Source organism: Herbiconiux sp. J20-20, from assembly GCF_057365085.1.
Genome location: NZ_CP195122.1, coordinates 712250 through 728195 on the forward strand (window position 1 = coordinate 712250; position 15946 = coordinate 728195).

Below are 15946 nucleotides of genomic sequence, written 5' to 3' on the forward strand. Positions count from 1 at the left end.
GGGCCGGTCGACGTTCTCTCCCCCGCGCCATCACTCCCACAGTAGCGAGAATCGAGACGGCGAGGAGTTCAGATCGATCACCAGATCGGCGAGCGGCGCCGGGGGCTCATCGAGGCGAAAAGCGGACTCCTGCGCAGCCCAGCGATCCCAGTGCGGAGCGTACAGACTGCCGTCGCGCGCCAGCGCCCGCCGTTTGCGCTCCGCAGGCTCCAGCTCCAACCAGATCCCGAAGCTCGCACGGCGGCGGTTGGCGGCGCTCAGCGCCCCGCATCCTTCGATGACGAGCGGCCGCTGCGGGTCGAGCGGATGCCATTCGGCTGACCGGTTCGCCACCCAGTCCCAGCCTCGCCAGCCGGGATCACGAGCACGGAGCACATCCGTGCGCACCATCTCGCTGCCCTCTCGCAGCCCGTCCCAGCCCGGATAGAAGTCGTCGAGGCTCACCAGCTGCGCCTGGCCGGCGGGCGTCGCCACCAGCGAGACCAGACGTCGCGCGAAGGTGGTCTTGCCGGCGCCGGAGCCGCCGTCGATGAGGACGACGGGTCGAGGTGCGGAGCTGAGGCACGCGCGCGCCACCTCACGCAGCAGGGACTCGTTGAGCTGGTCGAGGTCATTGAACAACGAACGTCCACGCTCCCGTCAGGACGGCGACCGCGACGGCGATGCCCGCCACCAGCGCGGTGGCCGCGAGCAGCAGCCAGCCGTTCGCGCCGAAGCGGGACTCGCGAGCCCAGGTGCGGGGGGTGTCGCCGCCGAATCCGCGCGCCTCCATCGCGGTGGCGAGGGTGCTCCCCCGCCGGATCGACAGCACGAGGAGCGCGAACGCCATGCCGGCGAATCGACGGATCCGTCCGCGGTCGGCGATTCCGCGCGCGCGCCGGGCCAGTTCGAGGGCTCGCCAGTCGTCGCGGAGCACCCCCAGCAGGCGGAACGCGGCGAGCGCCCCGAGCACGAAACGGCTGGGCAGCCGCAGCACCTGCGCCAGCCCGTCGGCGAGATCGGTCGGGTCGACGCGGGCGAACAGCACGATGCCGGGCAGCGCGATCGCCAGCACGCGCAGCACGGTCGCGAGCGAGAGCAGGAGCGAGCCCTCGCTGATGCGGATCAGCGCCCACTCGACGAGCACCGTGCCCCCGGCGCGCCCGTACAGCGCCACCGTGAGCCCCGCGAACGGCGCCGCGATCCAGACCGGCCAGGTGCGGGCCCAGAAGCCGCGCCAGCCGAGGCCGCTCATCAGCACGAGCGGGATCTCGAGGACGAGCGCCACCCCCGCCGAGACCGGGTCGATCGACATGACGAGCACCGCGGCGAGCAGCAGCGCCGCGAGCAGCCGCGCGACCGGGTTGATCCGTTCGAGCGGAGACGTCGTGACGAGTCCGGTCGCCGGCGCGAGCGTCGCCGTCACGACTCCGCCCCCGATGCCGTCAGCCGAAGCTGCGTCGTGGCGGCTTCGCGCACGAAGTGCTCATCGTGCGATGCGGCGATCACCGCGCTTCCCTCGGCACGCACCTCGTCGATGAGCTCGACGAGGGAGGCCCAGCTCCGCGCATCCTGTCCGAAGGTCGGCTCGTCGAGGATCAGCACCCGCGGGCGCGTCGCGAGGGCGGTGCCGACCGAGAGCCGGCGCTTCTGCCCGCCCGAGAGCGTGAACGGGTTCGCGCCCGCGAGCGGGGCCAGGCCGAGTCGCTCGAGCAGGCCGCTGACGCGCGCCTCGACCTCCGCCCCGGCCAGCCCCAGACTCCGGGGACCGACGGCGAGCTCCTCGCGCACGGTCGCCGCGACGAACTGGTGCTCGGGTGCCTGGAAGACCATTCCGAAGCGCGTCAGAAGGTCGCGGGAGCGCCAGCGGTGCGGTGCCGGGCCGAGCCCGGCAGCGAGCTCCTGACTGGGCACGACGTCGCCCGCGGCGGGAGGAACGAGCCCCGCGAGCGTGAGCGCGAGGGTTGACTTGCCGACCCCGTTCGGCCCGGTCAGCGCCACGGTCTCGCCCGCGGAGAACGTGGCGTCGAGCGTCCAGGGCAGCGGACGACCGCGCTCCCGGGCCACGCGCAGCGCCGTGGCCGAGATCATGCCAGGCCCGGCAGACCCGGCTGGCCGACGTGCGAGCCGCGGCTCCCGTCCCGGTACCCAGACTCCGCCGGCCGCCAGCTCCGCGCCGCGCTCCTCCAGAATCCGCGCCGGCGTGCCGTCGGCGATGAGCGAGCCGTCGGCGCCGAGCACCAGCACGCGATCGACGAGGTCGTGCCACAGCTCCACTCGATGCTCCACGACGAGGAGTGTCGCCCCGGTGCGATCGAGCACCTCGGTCACCGCATCACGAACCTCCCGGGCACCCGCCGGGTCGAGATTCGCGGTCGGCTCGTCCAGCAGCAGCGCCCCCGGCCGCATGGCGAGCACCCCGGCGAGCGCGAGGCGCTGCTTCTGCCCGCCCGAAAGCGCCGACGTGGAGTGCGCGCGTCCGACGCCGAGCCCGACCGCCTCCAGCGCCGCGTCCACGCGCGACCAGATCTCGTCGCGCGGCACCCCGAGGTTCTCGGGCCCGAAGGCGACGTCATCACCGACCCTCGCCATGACGGCGTGGGATTCCGGGTCCTGCAGCACCAGGCCGACGCGCCCGCGCGCGGCGGCGGGCTGATCCCGGTCGACGCGCAGCGTCCCCTCGGTCTCGCCCTCCTCCGCACCGCCGAGCACCCCGGCGAGGGCCGCGAGGAGCGTGGACTTCCCCGAGCCCGAGGGTCCGAGGAGCAGCACCCGCTCCCCCGGCTCGATGCTGACGTCGAGCGCGCGCACCGCCCAGGCGCGTCGCCCGGCGTGCCGCCAGCCCCACCCGTGCGCGCTCAGACGCGCGGGCGCACCGAGGTGCGTCGCGGTGCCCGAGCGCGTCACAGGTGGGGTCACGAGCGCGCCTAGACCTCGGCGGTGCGCTCGCGTCCGGCGGCGAAGCGGCTGAGCGCCCCGGTCGCCGCGAGCGCCCGCATGAGCAGCCACGAGCCGAGTCCGGCGATCACCGCGCCGGAGATCGAGAAGCAGATCGCGTAGACGACCATGAAGGCGGGTTCGACACCGACGTAGTAGATGACGAACTCGCTCAGTGCCGCCGCGAGGCCGGCACCCGCGCCGGCGAGCATCGCGACGTAGACACGCCAGTTGGCGTAGAGGAAGGCGAGCAGCACCAGTTCGGCGCCCAGGCCCTGCACGAGGCCGGAGACGAGCGTGAGCGGCCCCCAGTAGGTGCCGATGAGCGCCGAGACGCTCGCCGCGACGAGTTCGGTGAACAGCGCCGCTCCGGGCTTGCGGATGATGATGCCGCCGAGCACACCCGCGAACAGCCAGACCCCGTACAGCAGACCCTGGGCCCCGGGGAGGAGCGCGCCGAGAGCATCGCCGGGGATCGAGTAGGCGAGCCCGAAGGCCCAGAAGACCACTCCCGCGGCGACGCCGATGACGGCGGCCACGACGATGTCGACGACGCGCCAGCGCCAGACGATCGTCCGCTTCGCGGTGGTGGGAAGAGTGGATTGCGTGGTCACGATTCGTGCCCTTTCGTTGAGGAAAGTGCACGGGCGATCAATCGCGCGATGGGCGATCAACCAGAGATGCCTCCCTGCGCCGGCATGATCCGGATCAGGTTCGACGGTCGAAGCTTGATGAGCTTCCTCTCAGCCCGGCCTACCGGACTCCCGTGTTCGTCCCCGAGCATAGCGCGTGCGCCTCGCGCCGTCAGCGCAGGGCGGCGCGACGGGCTCTCGACCAGCGCACTCCGTGCAGCACGGGGTAGATCGCCGAGAAGATCACCATCGGGGCTCGGAGCGCCGGGTTCGTGATCCCGTGGGCGTCGTAGGTGCGGTCGAAACGGCGCACGTAGTAGAAGTAGTCGCGCGGGCTGTCGTCGAGTCGGCGCGCCGACATCCCCGCCACCATCTTCGAGCCGTACACGACGCGGTGTCCGCGGTCGAAGAGGTGGATGCTGATGTCGATGTCCTCGTGCATCTCGTCCGCCTCGTCGCGGCAGACGACGTCGCGGATGTCGCGCCAGGCGCTCGCGCGCACCGCCATGTTGCTGCCGAAGACGAAGTGGTAGTCGCGCGCCAGCTTCAGGATCCCGCGGCGCAGTGTGTCGTCGGCGCGGTGACCCCAGCGCCGCAGCGGCATGTCGTAGTAGATGACCGGCCCCGTCGCGGCGCCGACGGTCGGGTCGGTGAAGAGCGCCTTGACCTGCTCGACCCAGTCTGGCTCGAGCACCGAGTCGGCGTCGATGCGCCCGATCACCTCGCCGAGGGCCCGGTCCATGCCGAAGTTCCGCGTCGGCACGAGCCCCTGTTCGGCATCCTGCGAGAACACCCGCAGCGGCGCGTCCGGGAAATCCTGCATCAGGCCGTGCAGAAGGGCGAGCGTGCCGTCGGTGGACTTGTTGTCGATCACGAGGATTTCGTCGGCGGGGACCGTCTGCTCGATCGCGGCGACGACGCAGGCGCGGATCGTGGATTCCTCGTTGTAGGCCGGGATCACGATCGACACCGTGGGCGAGGGGGTGCTCATGGGTTGATGCTATGCCGCGGGAACCTCGGCGGCGAACAGCGCGACCTCGACGTGCCCGCCCTTCGTCGCCTGGCGTCCGACCTCCTGGAACCCGAGCCGTCGGTGGAAGGCGAGCGATCCGGGATTCGGCGGCTCCACGTTGACCTCGCAGAGCACCTCCGGATGGCCGAGCGCCCGCGCCGCATCGAAGACCGCCGCGTACAGTCGGGGCCCGAAGCCCTGGCTCTGCAGGCGCGGAGCCAGCACGATGCGATCGACGTAGAGGAATCCCCGACCGGTCTGCGCGGCCCGCGCGCTGAACCAACGGTAGTTCTCGCTGTCGTAATCGCAGCCCGGAGGCAGCGCGAGCAGGAACCCGGCCGGAGCGCCGTCATCGACGACGAGCCGCGGGGAGGCGAGGTCGGCCAGCGCGGCGAGGTCGTCGCGCCCGGTGATCGGGACGGCAGGGTACGCGGCATCGTTGATCGCGACGAGAGCGTCGAGGTCGTCGCGCGAGTACGGGCGGATGCGGGGCTCGGTCACCGGGACAGGCTACTCGCCGCTACTGGCCCCACTCGACGTTGACGTGCGACTGCAGCCACGTCAGCGGGTCGAAGAACGTCCCGTCGACGTCGATCATCGCGAAGTGCAGATGGGTGCCGGTGCTGAGCCCGGTGTTGCCGACGCTTCCGACGGTCTCTCCGGGTGACACGGTGTCGCCCACCGAGAGCGGCACGCTTCCGGACAGCAGGTGCGCGTAGACGCTCCGCACGATCTGCCCGTCGATCTCGTGCTCGATGACGACGTGGACGCCGAGGTCGCCGGAGATGCTGTCGAGACCGACGACGGTGCCCGCGGCGATCGCTCCGACCGAGCTGCCGGACTCCGCATCCCAGTCGATGCCGAGGTGATAGGTCGAGCAGGTGGCGCACGGCGCCACCCGCGATCCGAAGTAGTCGCTGATCGCGGTGCCGGGGTTGATCGGCCACTGCACGACGGTGAACGTCGAGACGCCGTAGCCGCTGCGCTCGATCTCCGGCGCCGCCACGGTCCCGGTGGAGAACGTCTGCAGACTCGCCTCCGCCTCCTCGACCTGAACCGTGGTCGCTGCGGCGGGGAGCTCGTTGATGCCGAAGCTCATCATGCAGACCGCGGCGGCGCCGACGGCGAGCTTGCGGCGGCTGAGATCGAGGAACGTGCGGCGGCTGCCGAAGACGTGGTGCTCTTCGAGCTCGACGTTGGGGAGCAGATCGGGGTCGTGGGGCAGGGGCACTGCGGGCGGAACATGGGTGTGGAACAAAGGAGAGCACTTTCGATCGGGCGCACAGCAGTGCGCTACGCGCGCTGCGCGCCGAGAAGCCATCTGTGGCGGTCCTACGAGGGGGTGTGGGGCTCAGCAGCGGATGATCACGGCGGAATACACGCACCGCGCCCTGCTGGGCCCAGATCGATACTGCGGCATCAACCTGGACAGGTTCTGGAGGGCTTCTGGGTGCCGCATGGGCGCCCTCGTCGACGGAGTCTCGGTGAATACTCGGCTTCAGGTCTTGCCCTGCGCCGACTCCGGGTGTGTCATGGAAGTGATTCCGGATCGGCGCGGAGTCCACACTTCGCACCGGCACGACGACGAGCCGGGAGGCACCATGAAGGACACCATCGGGCACGACACGCGGGGCGCGGAGCTGCTCGTCACGCAGGCGGTCGAGGGCATCTACCGCATCGAGCGAGAAACGGCGACCATCGGCTACGTCGTCTGCGCGGGTCGCGTCTACGTGGCGCTCTCCGGTCCGGTGTACAACACCGCGGTCGAGGTGGCCCAGTGCTTGGACCTCGAGACGGCGGCCGAGCGCGTGGCTCGGGCCTAAGCCGGCCTAGAAGTCGAAGCCGCCGAAGTCGGCGCCGAACGCGCTGTCGAACGAGCCGTCGTCGACGCCTGCACCGTCGACGCCCCCGTCGCCGCTCGTGTCCTGCGCGTCGTAGGCCGCATCCCACGGCAGGAAGGCGCTCACCAGCGCCGAGCCGATCACATAGCCGGCAACCGTCCCCAACAGGGTGCTCGCCACCATGGAGCCGAAGCTCGGCGCCGACTGCGACGCGGTCAGCGAGCGCTCGAGAGAGCCCGGCGATCGCATCTCGGCGCGCGTCGCGGCTCGAGCCAGTGTCGCGGGCTCGCTGGAGAGAGGGCGCTCGCCGGTTCCGGCTCCGCGGCTGAGCTCTTCGTAGATGACGGCCCGCTGCTCATCGGTCAGCTTGCCGAAGGCCTCGACATGCACCTGCTCGATCGTCTCCGGGGGTGCTGTGCGAATCAGGTAGCGATAGCGCTCAAGCGCACGCTCGTCCGCCGTCGACGACGCGCGACGCGAAGGTGACGCAGCTCCCGCCGACTGCTCAACGCCGCCGAACAGCCGTTCGAAGAGTCCCATGTCCGTCCTTTCGGGGACAAGGCTACGAACCCCGTCTGGGTGCGCGCTGAAACGACGCTGTATACGGGATAACGGTGTGGTTACGAGGCGAAGTCCTCGTGCACGCGGAGCAGCCCGCCGAGACAGAGCTCACGCACCTCCGGAAGGATCTCGGCGCGCAGGGCGCCATCGTCGACGTCGAGAAGCGCCGCGACTGCGACGAGGATGCTGCGAAGCGACAGCTCGCCGTCACAGGCCCCGACGACCGCGGCGAGCGCCGTGCCGACGCGGAACTCGCGCCGGAAGCCCCCGCCCTGCCGCAGGGTGATCACCGTCGGATGCTCGTCGCCCGGCCAGTAGTGGCGCTCCTCGGTCACATCGGGTGCCACCTCAAGGTGGAGCTCGGCGAACCCGTCGTCGTCGAGGGCGGCGATCGCGTCGTGGACGGCGAGCACGTCGGCGAGGTGTCCGCCCAGGCCGGCCGCCGCATCCCCGAGCGCGGCGTCGAGCCGTTCGGCGCGCGCCAGCGGGCGAAGCGCTGCGGCGGACCCCACGCGGTGGCTCCGTGCACGAAGCAGCAGATAGCCGAAGCCGATCGCCCGGACGCCCCGCGCCTCGAAGTCGTCGAGCCAGGCATCCACCAGGGGCTCGTAGTCGGGATGCCCCGGCCTCGTGCCCCCGTCCCGGATCCACGTCTCGGCGTAGGCCGCGGGATCCTGCGTCTCGCGTTCGATCACCCAGTACTCGAGGCCGGCGCTCTCGGCCCACCCCACCGCGCGCTCCAGCCCGTCGCGGGTGCCGTACTCCCAGTTGCCGAGCAGCTGGGCGATGCCGCCGGGGGTGAGATGGTCGGCGAGCCCGGCGACGACCTCCGAGAGCAGCGCATCGCCCACCCGTCCGCCGTCGCGATACTCATACTCGGGAACACCCGGCCGGCGCGGCGTGATGACGAACGGCGGGTTCGAGACGATCCGATCGAAGCGCTCCCCCGCGACCGGCTCGAACAGACTGCCGAGGCGCAGATCGAGCGTCACCTCGTTCAGGCCCGCCGTCATCGCGGCGAACTCGAGCGCCCGTGCCGAGATGTCGGTCGCCACGACCTCCTCCGCCTCGCGCGCCAGATGGAGCGCCTGGATTCCGCTGCCGGTTCCGAGATCGAGGGCACGACCGACCGGGCCGGGCAGCTGAAGCCCCGCGAGCGTCGAGGAGGCACCGCCCACGCCGAGCACGTGGTCCGGGCGCAGCGCGCTGCCGGTGGCCAACTCGCCCAGGTCGCTCGCGAGCCACCACCACGCGGCTCCGCGGCCGTCGATGACGTCGTAGGGGCGCAGATCGAGGGTCGCGACGCACAGCCCGCCGTGTCGTTCGATCAGCCCCGCCTCAAGCGCCCCCGCAGCACCGAGAGTCGGCAGCGCCGCGGCCAGCTCCGCCGCATCGACCTCGAGCCCGAGCACGAAAAGCCGCGCCAGCACCGCCGCCGGTTCGTCGCGCGACTCCAGCGCGCGGGCCGCCGGAACGCGGTCGCCGCGACCGAGCGCCGCATCCGCCGTCGGACCCCAGAGCTCCCGCAGCGCATCGACGCGGAACGACGCCGCCGAGAGATCGGTGCGGAGGGCGGCGAGGAGGTGCGCGTGCATGCCCCCCATTCAACCCGAGTCCGACCCGGTCAGCTCGCGGGCGGAGGACCGGGTTCGCGCGACAGCAGTTCGGTGGCCCCGAGCCCGGTCATGCCCTCGTCGCGCGCATCGCCCGCGGCATCCAGCGGGTGGCGCCGCTCGTCCTCCGGCAGCTTCGCGAGCACGATCACCAGCACGGCGAGCACCGCGGGAACGAGACCGGCGATCAGGAAGGCGGGACCGAAGCCGATCCACTCGCCGATCGGCCCGGCGATCGCCATCGAGACCGGCATGAACAACAGTGAGACGAAGAAGTCGAGGCTCGAGATGCGGCCGAGCAGTTCGGGCGGGATGCGCCGCTGCAGCAGCGTGCCCCAGATGACCTGGCCGACCGAGAACCCGGCACCCACGATGAACACCGCGATCACCATGATCCAGAGCTGGTCGGTGAACCCGATCACGACGAGCGGCAGGCAGCTGAGACCCCACGCCAGGTTCATCACCGTGAGATAGCGGCGCGGCAGCGGCAGCGAGGCGACGACGAGCGAGGCGATCGCGCTGCCGATGCCGAAGGCCGCGAGCACGAGGGCGAAGGCGCCCGCTCCGCCGCCGGTCTGATCGGTGACCGCGAAGGGCAGCAGCACCTCGATCGGCCCCATGATGACCAGCACCAGCAGCGAGGCGAAGACGAGCGTGGCCAGAAGCCACGGGGTGCGCACCATGTAGCGGAAGCCCTCGGCGATGTCCTTCAGCAGCCTTCCCACGGCGCTGCGCGCGGACGGAGGTGCGGGGGCGTCGGCACCCAAGGCCACCTCGTCGCCGGGCTCGGGTTCGGAGCGCCGCAGCGGCGTCGGCTTCAGGCGTGTCAGCACCAGGGCGCCCGCAAACTGCGCTGCCGCGACCACGACGAAGGCGAGCGCGGGCGATGCCGCCGCGATCACAGCACCGGCCAGCGCCGGTCCCGCCGCCTGCATGATTGTGGGCCGCAGCGTGCCCTCGACGCCGTTCGCCGCAAGAAGGTCATCGGCGGGAAGGATCGCGGGAAGCAGCGCCGAGTACGCCGGATAGAAGAAGCCGTCCGCGACGCCGAGCACGAATCCGACCACCGCCAGGTGCCAGATCTGCAGCGTGCCGGTCAGCGCCAGCGCCGCGATCGCGCCCGCCACGAGAGCCTTCGTGAGCTCGATCGTCAGCAGGATGCGCTGCTGCGGGATCAGGTCGGCGACCGCGCCGCCGAACAGCACGGCGAGCAGCAGGCCGACCGCGTTCGCCGTCGCCACGTAGGACAGGTCGACGGGACCGCCGCCCAGTTCGCGAATCTGGAACACCGACGCGACGAGCCACACGCCCGTCCCGGCGAGAGACAGAACCAGCGCCACGGCGAGGATCCGGTAGCGCGACTCGAGGAACGGGCGCATCGCACGGATCGGCGCGCGCGACGAGCGTCGCCCGCGCCGCGGGCGCTGCGCCCCCAGGTCTTCCGTCACTCGCGCTCCTCGATGATCCCGACGACGTTGCCCGCCGGGTCGGCGATCCACGCAATCGTCGGACCGTGCTCGGGCGAATCCGAGCGAGCGATGCCGTCCTCGCCCTGACCGGGGAAGTCGGGATAGCGCAGCAGCTCGACTCCGGCGACGGCGAGCTCCGCCACGGCCGCATCGATGTCCGCGACCACGAGGTTCAGCACCGTGAAGCTCGCGGCGGCGTGCCGCTCTCCCTTGTCGTAGATGAAGACGGATTCCCCACCGGGGAGCGTCAGCTCAAGCCCCATCGGAGTTTCGACGATCGCGAGTCCGAGCCGATCGCGATAGAACGGCAGCGCCTGATCGAGGTCGTTGACCGAAAAGCTGGAGAAGGCGCCGGTGGTGGTCAGCATGGGTCAGATCCTTCCGAATGGATGCGTACAGCGCTCACGATGCCACGATCGCGCGTCGGTGGATATCCTCCCCACGCCATCTGGATGGCGGCTGACCCCGGCGATCCCGCGCAGAGGCGCGCGGAGCCGCCTAGGGTGGAGGGCACATGAAGCCGTTGAGCGCAGCCGAGATCCGCGCCTCGTTCGTCAATGCCACGCGAGGCGAGATCGACCGTGTTCCGATGCCGGGACTGCACGAGGTCGTCTGGGACGAGCGCGAGTACCTCGGCTGGCGCGACCACAGCGCGCCGCAGCGCGGGTATCTCGTGGTCTGGCGCGACAACGAGCCGGTGGGACTCGTGCTGCGCGCGGCGGAGAACCGCGGTCGCGTCGGATCGGCGATGTGCTCCCTCTGCGCGACAGCACAGCCGTCGGGACAGGTGACGATGTTCTCGGCCGCGCGCGCGGGAGACGCCGGTCGCGCGGGCAACACCGTCGGAACCTACATCTGCGCCGACCTGGCATGCTCGATCCTGATCCGGATCGCGCCGCCGCCCTACGAGCTCCAGCCCGAGCCCGAGGTGCTGATCGCGCGTCGCTCCGCGACGCTGAAGGCGCGACTGCATGCCTTCACGACGCGCGTGCTCGACGCCGCCGCCTGAGCGGCACGGGCGTCAGTCGAACTTCTCGAGCAGGTGGAACGGGATCGCGAACGCGATCGACGCGACGATGACGCCGAGGATGAACAGCGTGGCCTCGAACGGGAAGCCCGGAGCACCCAGCGACGCGAAGATCTCCTGCCCCAGGAAGGCGTAGCCGAAGAGGGCGAACGAGCCGACGAACAGCGCAAAAGACACCACGAACCAGAAGACCTTCATGACCCCAGCCTAGCGAATCCGGACGCGACCCTAGCCGCGCGACTCGGCGGTCGTCACGGTCGGCGGCGTGGGCGCGACACGGCGACGGAACCAGCCCGCATCCGGCACGCGCGCCAGCAGCGGACCGGCGATCACGGTGATCAAGACATAGGCGGCGACGAGCGGAGCGAGCTGCGGCTCGATGCCCGCGCTGACGGCGAGACTCGCGATCACGATCGAGAACTCGCCGCGCGGCACCAGGGCGAAACCGGTGCGCCAGCGCCCGAGCGTTCCGATCCCCGCCATCGCGGCGCCGCGGTAGCCGCTGAACACCTTCGTACCCATCGTCACCAGCGCCAGGAGGGCGGCGATCGGCAGGAGCGGAATGATCGCCGCGGCGTCGGTGGAGAGGCCGAAGAAGACGAAGAAGATCGCGGCGAACAGATCGCGCAGCGGCGCAAGCAGCTCCTCGGCACGCTCGGCCACCTGGCCGGAGATGGCGATGCCCACCAGGAACGCCCCGACGGCCGCCGACACGTTGACCTGCTGCGCGAGGCCCGCCACGAGCATCGTCAGACCGAGCACGCCCAGCAGCAGCGACTCGGAGTGCGTCGACGAGAACGCCGCCGAGATCTTGCGGCCGTGCCGCAGCGCCGCGAACAGGATCACCAGCACGACCACGACCGCGATGACCAGCGCCGTCGCCCCGGCGAGCACCCCGGCGCCGATCACCAGCGCCGAGAGCACCGGCAGGTAGAACGCCATCGCCAGGTCCTCGATCACGAGCACCGACAGGATGACCGGCGTCTCGCGGTTGCTGAGACGGCGAAGATCGCGCAGCACCTTCGCGATCACCCCCGACGAGGAGATCCAGGTGGCGCCGGCGAGCGCGAGCGCCGCGAGCGGCCCCCAGCCGAGCGCGAACGCCAGGATCGCCCCCGGCGCCGCGTTCATGACGAGGTCGAGCAGACCCGCGGTGCGCGCCTGCTTGAGGCTGGCAACGAGCTCGGGCGCGGTGTACTCCAGTCCCAGCATCAGCAGCAGCAGAATGACGCCGAGCTCGCTCCCGATCTCGAGGAACTCCTCTCCGGCGTGGATCGGCAGGACCCCGCCGTCACCGAGCAGAAGGCCGACGATCAGATACAGCGGAATCGCCGAGAATCCGAAGCGGTTCGCGACGCGCGCGAGCACGCTGAGTCCGAGCAGGAGCGCCCCGATTTCGATCAAGAGCAGGGTCGACTCATGCACGGCGGAACCTTATTCCGTGCCGCGGTCGAGCAGTCGTGCCAGGGCTTCCAGTCCGGCGCGCGTGCCGACGGCGATGATCGTATCGCCTCCCTTGAGCGGCGTGTCCGGCGTCGGCGACGGGATGATGTCGGAGCCGCGAATGATCGCGACGATCGAGGTCTTGGTGCGCGTGCGCGCCTGGGTGTCGCCGAGCACCCCTCCCGCGAACGGGGAGGTGAGCGGCAGCAGCAGCTGCTCGGTGAACAGGCCGGCTACCTGAGTCGAGATCGCGGCGAGCTGGCCGAGCATGACCGAAGCGCCCAGGATGTCGGCGAGGCCGACCGCCTCCGCCTCGGTGAGATCCACGGTGCCGAGGGCGGCATCCGGGTCGGCGCCGTCGAAGATGGCGAGTTGGCGCTCTCCGGAGCGCTGCGAGACGACCCCGATGCGGCTGCCGGACTCCGTGACGAGGTCGTGGCGGGTGCCGATCCCGGGGAGATCGATCTTCTCGATGCGTGCGGCCATGCCGACAGCCTAGGGCGCAGGCCAGGAGTTGCCTGAATCAGGCGTCGAGCACCTCGGGCTCCACGAAGATGGCATCCTCTGCGACGACGACCGAGATCGCGAGCTGCGTTCCCGAGAGCTGCAAGAAGACGCTGCCGGTGGAATCGTCGAACAGGACGGTGACCGTGTACTCGTCGGAGCTCCACGCGGTGCCGCCGCCCGCCGCCGCGTCCAGCGCGTCATCGGCGTTCATCATCGCGAGCAGGTGCGAGTAGGCATCGGGGCTCAGCACAGCTCGGAACAGCGACAGGATCTCGATGCGCTCCGTCGCGGTCAGATCGCCCAGTCGGATCCCGGTCGCCGCATCGGTGAGGCGCGCGAGCTGTTCGGCGTCGAGCTCCGCCAGAACGTCTTCCAGGGTGCTGGTGAGCTCCGCGTCGACGACATCCCGCTCCTGCACCGTGCTGGATGTCGTCGACGCGGTTGCGGCGGCGGCAACCCCGCCGGCGGAGAGTCCGCCGATCAGAGCCAGGGTCGCGATCGCGCCGATGAGCTGGCGAAGAACGCCGCGGTGGAACCGAAGATCCGCGGGGCTGGGCGACCCGGTCCGGGAGGCGTCGGACCGGTCTGGCCGGGTGTCGTTCGTGCTCATGAGGACATTCAGCCGTGGGGGGCTGTGCGAGCCTTCTGGACCGGCTGGGTGTGCGCCGAGAGAAGCAAGTGCCCCCCGAACGCGCGGATTGCGGGGGTAGACAGGTCGCGCCATGCTGGGGTGCACGGATGCAAGCCGGGGGGCTCCGGCATCCGCACACGAGGGGGAACACCGTGGCAGCGGGACATCAATCTGCCGTCGAACCGGCGCGCAGCACACTCGGGGTCGACGAGCGCGCGCGCTGCGCGGGCGTCGCGGCGCAGGTCGCGCGCGCCTTCCAGTCCGCCTCGTCGCCGTCGACACGACTCACTGACGCTCTGCTCGAGCTCGAGCCGCTCGGCTGGACGCTCCTCACCCACCGCCGCTGGCCCGAGCGAACCGCCACCAGCATCGACGCGATCCTGGTCGGTCCGGGCGGCGTCATCGTCCTCGGCCTCGTGCCGTGGCGCGCGGTGCGCCTCCAGGCTGACACGGTGTGGGCGGGCGACGCCGAGGTCACCGAGCACGTCGCGGCCACCGGCGACCTGGTCTATTCGCTGCAGGAGCAGCTGGCCGAGATCGGCCTCCCCGCCACCTCCGTGCACGGCGTGCTCGTCGGCTCCGACAGCACCGAACCCGACGAGCTCATCTTCGGCGTGAGGATCCTCGGCACCGAAGCGCTCGCACTGCGCACGATCGCGCGTCTCCCCCACCTCCTCAGTGCGGAAGAGGTCGCCCGCGTGCGCACCGAGCTCGAAGCGCACTTCCCCTCCCTCACGACCGGGCCCATCCCCGTCGTCAGGCCCCAGATCGACACGCTCAGCGTGTCCTCGTCGGCTCCTCGAGCCGACGCCCCCAGCGGCCCCGGCCAGCAGCTCGAGCAGCGCCTGCCCCCCAACCAGGTGCTCGAGGACTTGCTGGCCGGGGCGTGCTCACGCCCGGCCGCGCCGAGGGTGGGGCTCCTGGATCCGCCACAGGCGCGGGCCGTCCGCCGCAGCTTCTCCGGTCCGAGCCGGATCCGTGGAGCGACCGGCACCGGCAAGACGCTGGTCTCCCTGCACCGGGCCGCCTACCTGGCGCGCACCACCGGTCAGCGCGTGCTGGTCACCACCTACGTCAAGACGTTGCCGCACGTGCTCTCGGCGCAGTTCCGCGCCCTGGCGCCCGACGTCGCCGATCGGGTCGAATTCCACAGCGTCCACTCGTTCGCCTACCGGCTCCTGGCCGAGCGCGGGCAGCAGCCGCGACTCGACGGCAAGCTCGCACGGGATGCCTTCCACGAGGCCTGGGCCGAGGTGGGCGCGACGGGTGCGCTCGCCCGCGCCGACGCGAACCCCGTCTACTGGCGCGACGAGATCGTCTACGTGATCAAAGGACGCGGTCTTCGCAGCTGGGAGGAGTACGCGGCGCTCGCCCGCACGGGCCGTCGACGTGCGCTCGGGCCCGACCTGCGCCGAGAAGTGTGGGAGCTCGCGCTCGCCTACGAGGCGGCCCTCGCGCGTCGCGGCGTCGTCGACTTCGAAGATCTGGTGCTGGCGGCCGAGGCCTCGCTGCGCGAAACCCCCAGCACCGCGTTCGGTGCGGTGCTGATCGACGAGGCGCAGGACCTCTCCTGCGCGATGATCCGCATGCTGCACGCCCTGGTGGGCGATCGACCCGACGGGCTGCACCTCGTCGGCGATGGGCAGCAGACGCTCTACCCCGGCGGCTACACGCTCGCCGAGGCGGGCGTCGCGATCGCGGGTCGAGGAGTGGTGCTGACGAACAACTACCGGAACTCCTCCGAGATCCTCGCAGCGGCCCACGAGCTGATCGAAGGCGATGAGTACCTCGACATCGAAGGCGCGCTCACGACCGGTCCCGTCGAGCTCCCCGAGCTCGCCCGCCGCGGACCGGCGCCCGTCCTCCGCGTGTTCCCGTCGCGAGCGGAGCACGACGCGTCATTCATCGGCCACATCCATGACCTGCTGGCCGGTGACACCGGGCTCCGCGCCAGCGACATCGCGGTGCTCGCCCTCACACGGTGGAACGGTCGCGCCGCGATCATGGCGCTCGAGGCCGCAGGCATCCGCACCCAGGACCTCCAGCAGACGGATGCCCGCACCGACGCCGTCCACGTCGGCACCATCAAGAGAGCCAAGGGACTCGAATTCGCCGAGGTCATCGTCGTGCAGGCGCCCGGCGAGCTGCTGGACCTGCCCACCGACTCGGACGGCGACGACGGCACCGCCGAGACGCGCGAGTTTCAGCGTCGCGAACTCTACGTCGCGATGACCCGAGCACGACACGGTCTGTGGGTCGGGGTCGCATAGCGCCCCGGAAGCGGCAAGACTGTG

The 15946-nt window shown here is 71.0% G+C and carries 18 protein-coding genes; 3 read left to right on the forward strand and 15 right to left on the reverse strand.

Annotation, left to right across the window (positions count from 1 at the left end):
- Positions 1-30 precede the first annotated feature (30 nt).
- The 7 genes from ACR3ZA_RS03485 to ACR3ZA_RS03515 all read right to left on the reverse strand — a co-directional run bounded on the left by ACR3ZA_RS03485 (position 31) and on the right by ACR3ZA_RS03515 (position 5791).
- The gene (locus tag ACR3ZA_RS03485; RefSeq protein ID WP_473660189.1) at positions 31-621 is read right to left on the reverse strand and encodes an AAA family ATPase; all 591 of its coding nucleotides are present in this window, start codon (positions 619-621) and stop codon (positions 31-33) included.
- Positions 611-1405 (reverse strand): CbiQ family ECF transporter T component, encoded by a 795-nt coding sequence (locus tag ACR3ZA_RS03490; protein WP_473660191.1) that lies wholly within the window; start codon positions 1403-1405, stop codon positions 611-613. Before ACR3ZA_RS03490 ends, ACR3ZA_RS03485 begins: the two co-directional genes overlap by 11 nt.
- Entirely contained in the window at positions 1402-2898 is a 1497-nt protein-coding gene (locus ACR3ZA_RS03495) for an ATP-binding cassette domain-containing protein (RefSeq protein ID WP_473660193.1), read from the reverse strand. Before ACR3ZA_RS03495 ends, ACR3ZA_RS03490 begins: the two co-directional genes overlap by 4 nt.
- A gap of 8 nt (positions 2899-2906) precedes the next feature.
- A complete protein-coding gene (locus ACR3ZA_RS03500; RefSeq protein ID WP_473660195.1) occupies positions 2907-3530 on the reverse strand; it encodes an ECF transporter S component in 624 nt (207 codons plus the stop codon).
- A gap of 190 nt (positions 3531-3720) precedes the next feature.
- Positions 3721-4539 carry a glycosyltransferase gene (locus ACR3ZA_RS03505; protein WP_473660197.1) on the reverse strand — a complete coding sequence of 273 codons (819 nt, stop codon included), beginning with the start codon at positions 4537-4539 and terminating at the stop codon, positions 3721-3723.
- A 9-nt stretch (positions 4540-4548) separates the two neighbouring features.
- Positions 4549-5061, reverse strand: coding sequence for a GNAT family N-acetyltransferase (locus ACR3ZA_RS03510; RefSeq protein ID WP_473660199.1), 513 nt, complete (start codon positions 5059-5061; stop codon positions 4549-4551).
- Positions 5062-5080: 19 nt separating this feature from the next.
- Positions 5081-5791, reverse strand: a complete 711-nt coding sequence (locus ACR3ZA_RS03515) for a peptidoglycan DD-metalloendopeptidase family protein (protein WP_473660201.1) — start codon at positions 5789-5791, stop codon at positions 5081-5083.
- 370 nt (positions 5792-6161) lie between these two features.
- On the opposite strand from ACR3ZA_RS03515, the gene ACR3ZA_RS03520 reads away from it, so the two are divergent.
- Positions 6162-6383, forward strand: coding sequence for a hypothetical protein (locus ACR3ZA_RS03520; RefSeq protein ID WP_473660203.1), 222 nt, complete (start codon positions 6162-6164; stop codon positions 6381-6383).
- Between the two features lie 6 nt (positions 6384-6389).
- On the opposite strand, the gene ACR3ZA_RS03525 is transcribed toward ACR3ZA_RS03520, so the two are convergent.
- From ACR3ZA_RS03525 to ACR3ZA_RS03540, 4 genes are all read right to left on the reverse strand, one after another.
- Positions 6390-6941: a hypothetical protein gene (locus tag ACR3ZA_RS03525; protein ID WP_473660205.1), complete on the reverse strand. Its 552-nt coding sequence runs from the start codon at positions 6939-6941 to the stop codon at positions 6390-6392.
- A gap of 80 nt (positions 6942-7021) precedes the next feature.
- Complete coding sequence (locus ACR3ZA_RS03530) at positions 7022-8557, reverse strand: DUF7059 domain-containing protein (protein WP_473660207.1); 1536 nt, start codon at positions 8555-8557, stop codon at positions 7022-7024.
- Positions 8558-8586: 29 nt separating this feature from the next.
- Positions 8587-10023, reverse strand: a complete 1437-nt coding sequence (locus tag ACR3ZA_RS03535) for an MFS transporter (protein WP_473660210.1) — start codon at positions 10021-10023, stop codon at positions 8587-8589.
- Positions 10020-10412, reverse strand: a complete 393-nt coding sequence (locus ACR3ZA_RS03540; RefSeq protein WP_473660212.1) for a VOC family protein — start codon at positions 10410-10412, stop codon at positions 10020-10022. The genes ACR3ZA_RS03535 and ACR3ZA_RS03540 overlap by 4 nt, the downstream gene beginning before the upstream one ends.
- 146 nt (positions 10413-10558) lie before the next feature.
- On the opposite strand from ACR3ZA_RS03540, the gene ACR3ZA_RS03545 reads away from it, so the two are divergent.
- Positions 10559-11053: an FBP domain-containing protein gene (locus ACR3ZA_RS03545; protein ID WP_473660215.1), complete on the forward strand. Its 495-nt coding sequence runs from the start codon at positions 10559-10561 to the stop codon at positions 11051-11053.
- A gap of 12 nt (positions 11054-11065) precedes the next feature.
- Here ACR3ZA_RS03545 and ACR3ZA_RS03550 read toward each other — a convergent pair whose 3' ends face one another.
- Genes ACR3ZA_RS03550 through ACR3ZA_RS03565 form a run of 4 tightly spaced genes read right to left on the reverse strand, consistent with a single transcriptional unit; the run spans position 11066 to position 13631 of the window.
- Entirely contained in the window at positions 11066-11269 is a 204-nt protein-coding gene (locus tag ACR3ZA_RS03550) for a hypothetical protein (RefSeq protein ID WP_473660217.1), read from the reverse strand.
- A gap of 30 nt (positions 11270-11299) precedes the next feature.
- Positions 11300-12496 (reverse strand): cation:proton antiporter domain-containing protein, encoded by a 1197-nt coding sequence (locus ACR3ZA_RS03555; protein WP_473660219.1) that lies wholly within the window; start codon positions 12494-12496, stop codon positions 11300-11302.
- Positions 12497-12505: 9 nt separating this feature from the next.
- Positions 12506-13000 (reverse strand): cation:proton antiporter regulatory subunit, encoded by a 495-nt coding sequence (locus ACR3ZA_RS03560; RefSeq protein WP_473660221.1) that lies wholly within the window; start codon positions 12998-13000, stop codon positions 12506-12508.
- 37 nt (positions 13001-13037) lie between these two features.
- Positions 13038-13631, reverse strand: a complete 594-nt coding sequence (locus ACR3ZA_RS03565; RefSeq protein WP_473660223.1) for a DUF3500 domain-containing protein — start codon at positions 13629-13631, stop codon at positions 13038-13040.
- Between the two features lie 173 nt (positions 13632-13804).
- Here ACR3ZA_RS03565 and ACR3ZA_RS03570 point away from each other — a divergent pair, with 173 nt between their 5' ends.
- A complete protein-coding gene (locus ACR3ZA_RS03570) occupies positions 13805-15922 on the forward strand; it encodes a UvrD-helicase domain-containing protein (RefSeq protein ID WP_473660225.1) in 2118 nt (705 codons plus the stop codon).
- The last annotated feature ends 24 nt before the right edge of the window (positions 15923-15946 follow it).

Bases quoted from the DNA above. Each gene is read 5' to 3' on its own strand.
- ACR3ZA_RS03505 (WP_473660197.1), bottom strand. From the start codon at position 4,539: ATGAGCACCCCCTCGCCCACGGTGTCGATCGTGATCCCGGCCTACAAC.
- ACR3ZA_RS03520 (WP_473660203.1), top strand. From the start codon at position 6,162: ATGAAGGACACCATCGGGCACGACACGCGGGGCGCGGAGCTGCTCGTC.
- ACR3ZA_RS03525 (WP_473660205.1), bottom strand. From the start codon at position 6,941: ATGGGACTCTTCGAACGGCTGTTCGGCGGCGTTGAGCAGTCGGCGGGA.
- ACR3ZA_RS03530 (WP_473660207.1), bottom strand. From the start codon at position 8,557: ATGCACGCGCACCTCCTCGCCGCCCTCCGCACCGATCTCTCGGCGGCG.
- ACR3ZA_RS03540 (WP_473660212.1), bottom strand. From the start codon at position 10,412: ATGCTGACCACCACCGGCGCCTTCTCCAGCTTTTCGGTCAACGACCTC.
- ACR3ZA_RS03545 (WP_473660215.1), top strand. From the start codon at position 10,559: ATGAAGCCGTTGAGCGCAGCCGAGATCCGCGCCTCGTTCGTCAATGCC.
- ACR3ZA_RS03550 (WP_473660217.1), bottom strand. From the start codon at position 11,269: ATGAAGGTCTTCTGGTTCGTGGTGTCTTTTGCGCTGTTCGTCGGCTCG.
- ACR3ZA_RS03560 (WP_473660221.1), bottom strand. From the start codon at position 13,000: ATGGCCGCACGCATCGAGAAGATCGATCTCCCCGGGATCGGCACCCGC.
- ACR3ZA_RS03565 (WP_473660223.1), bottom strand. From the start codon at position 13,631: ATGAGCACGAACGACACCCGGCCAGACCGGTCCGACGCCTCCCGGACC.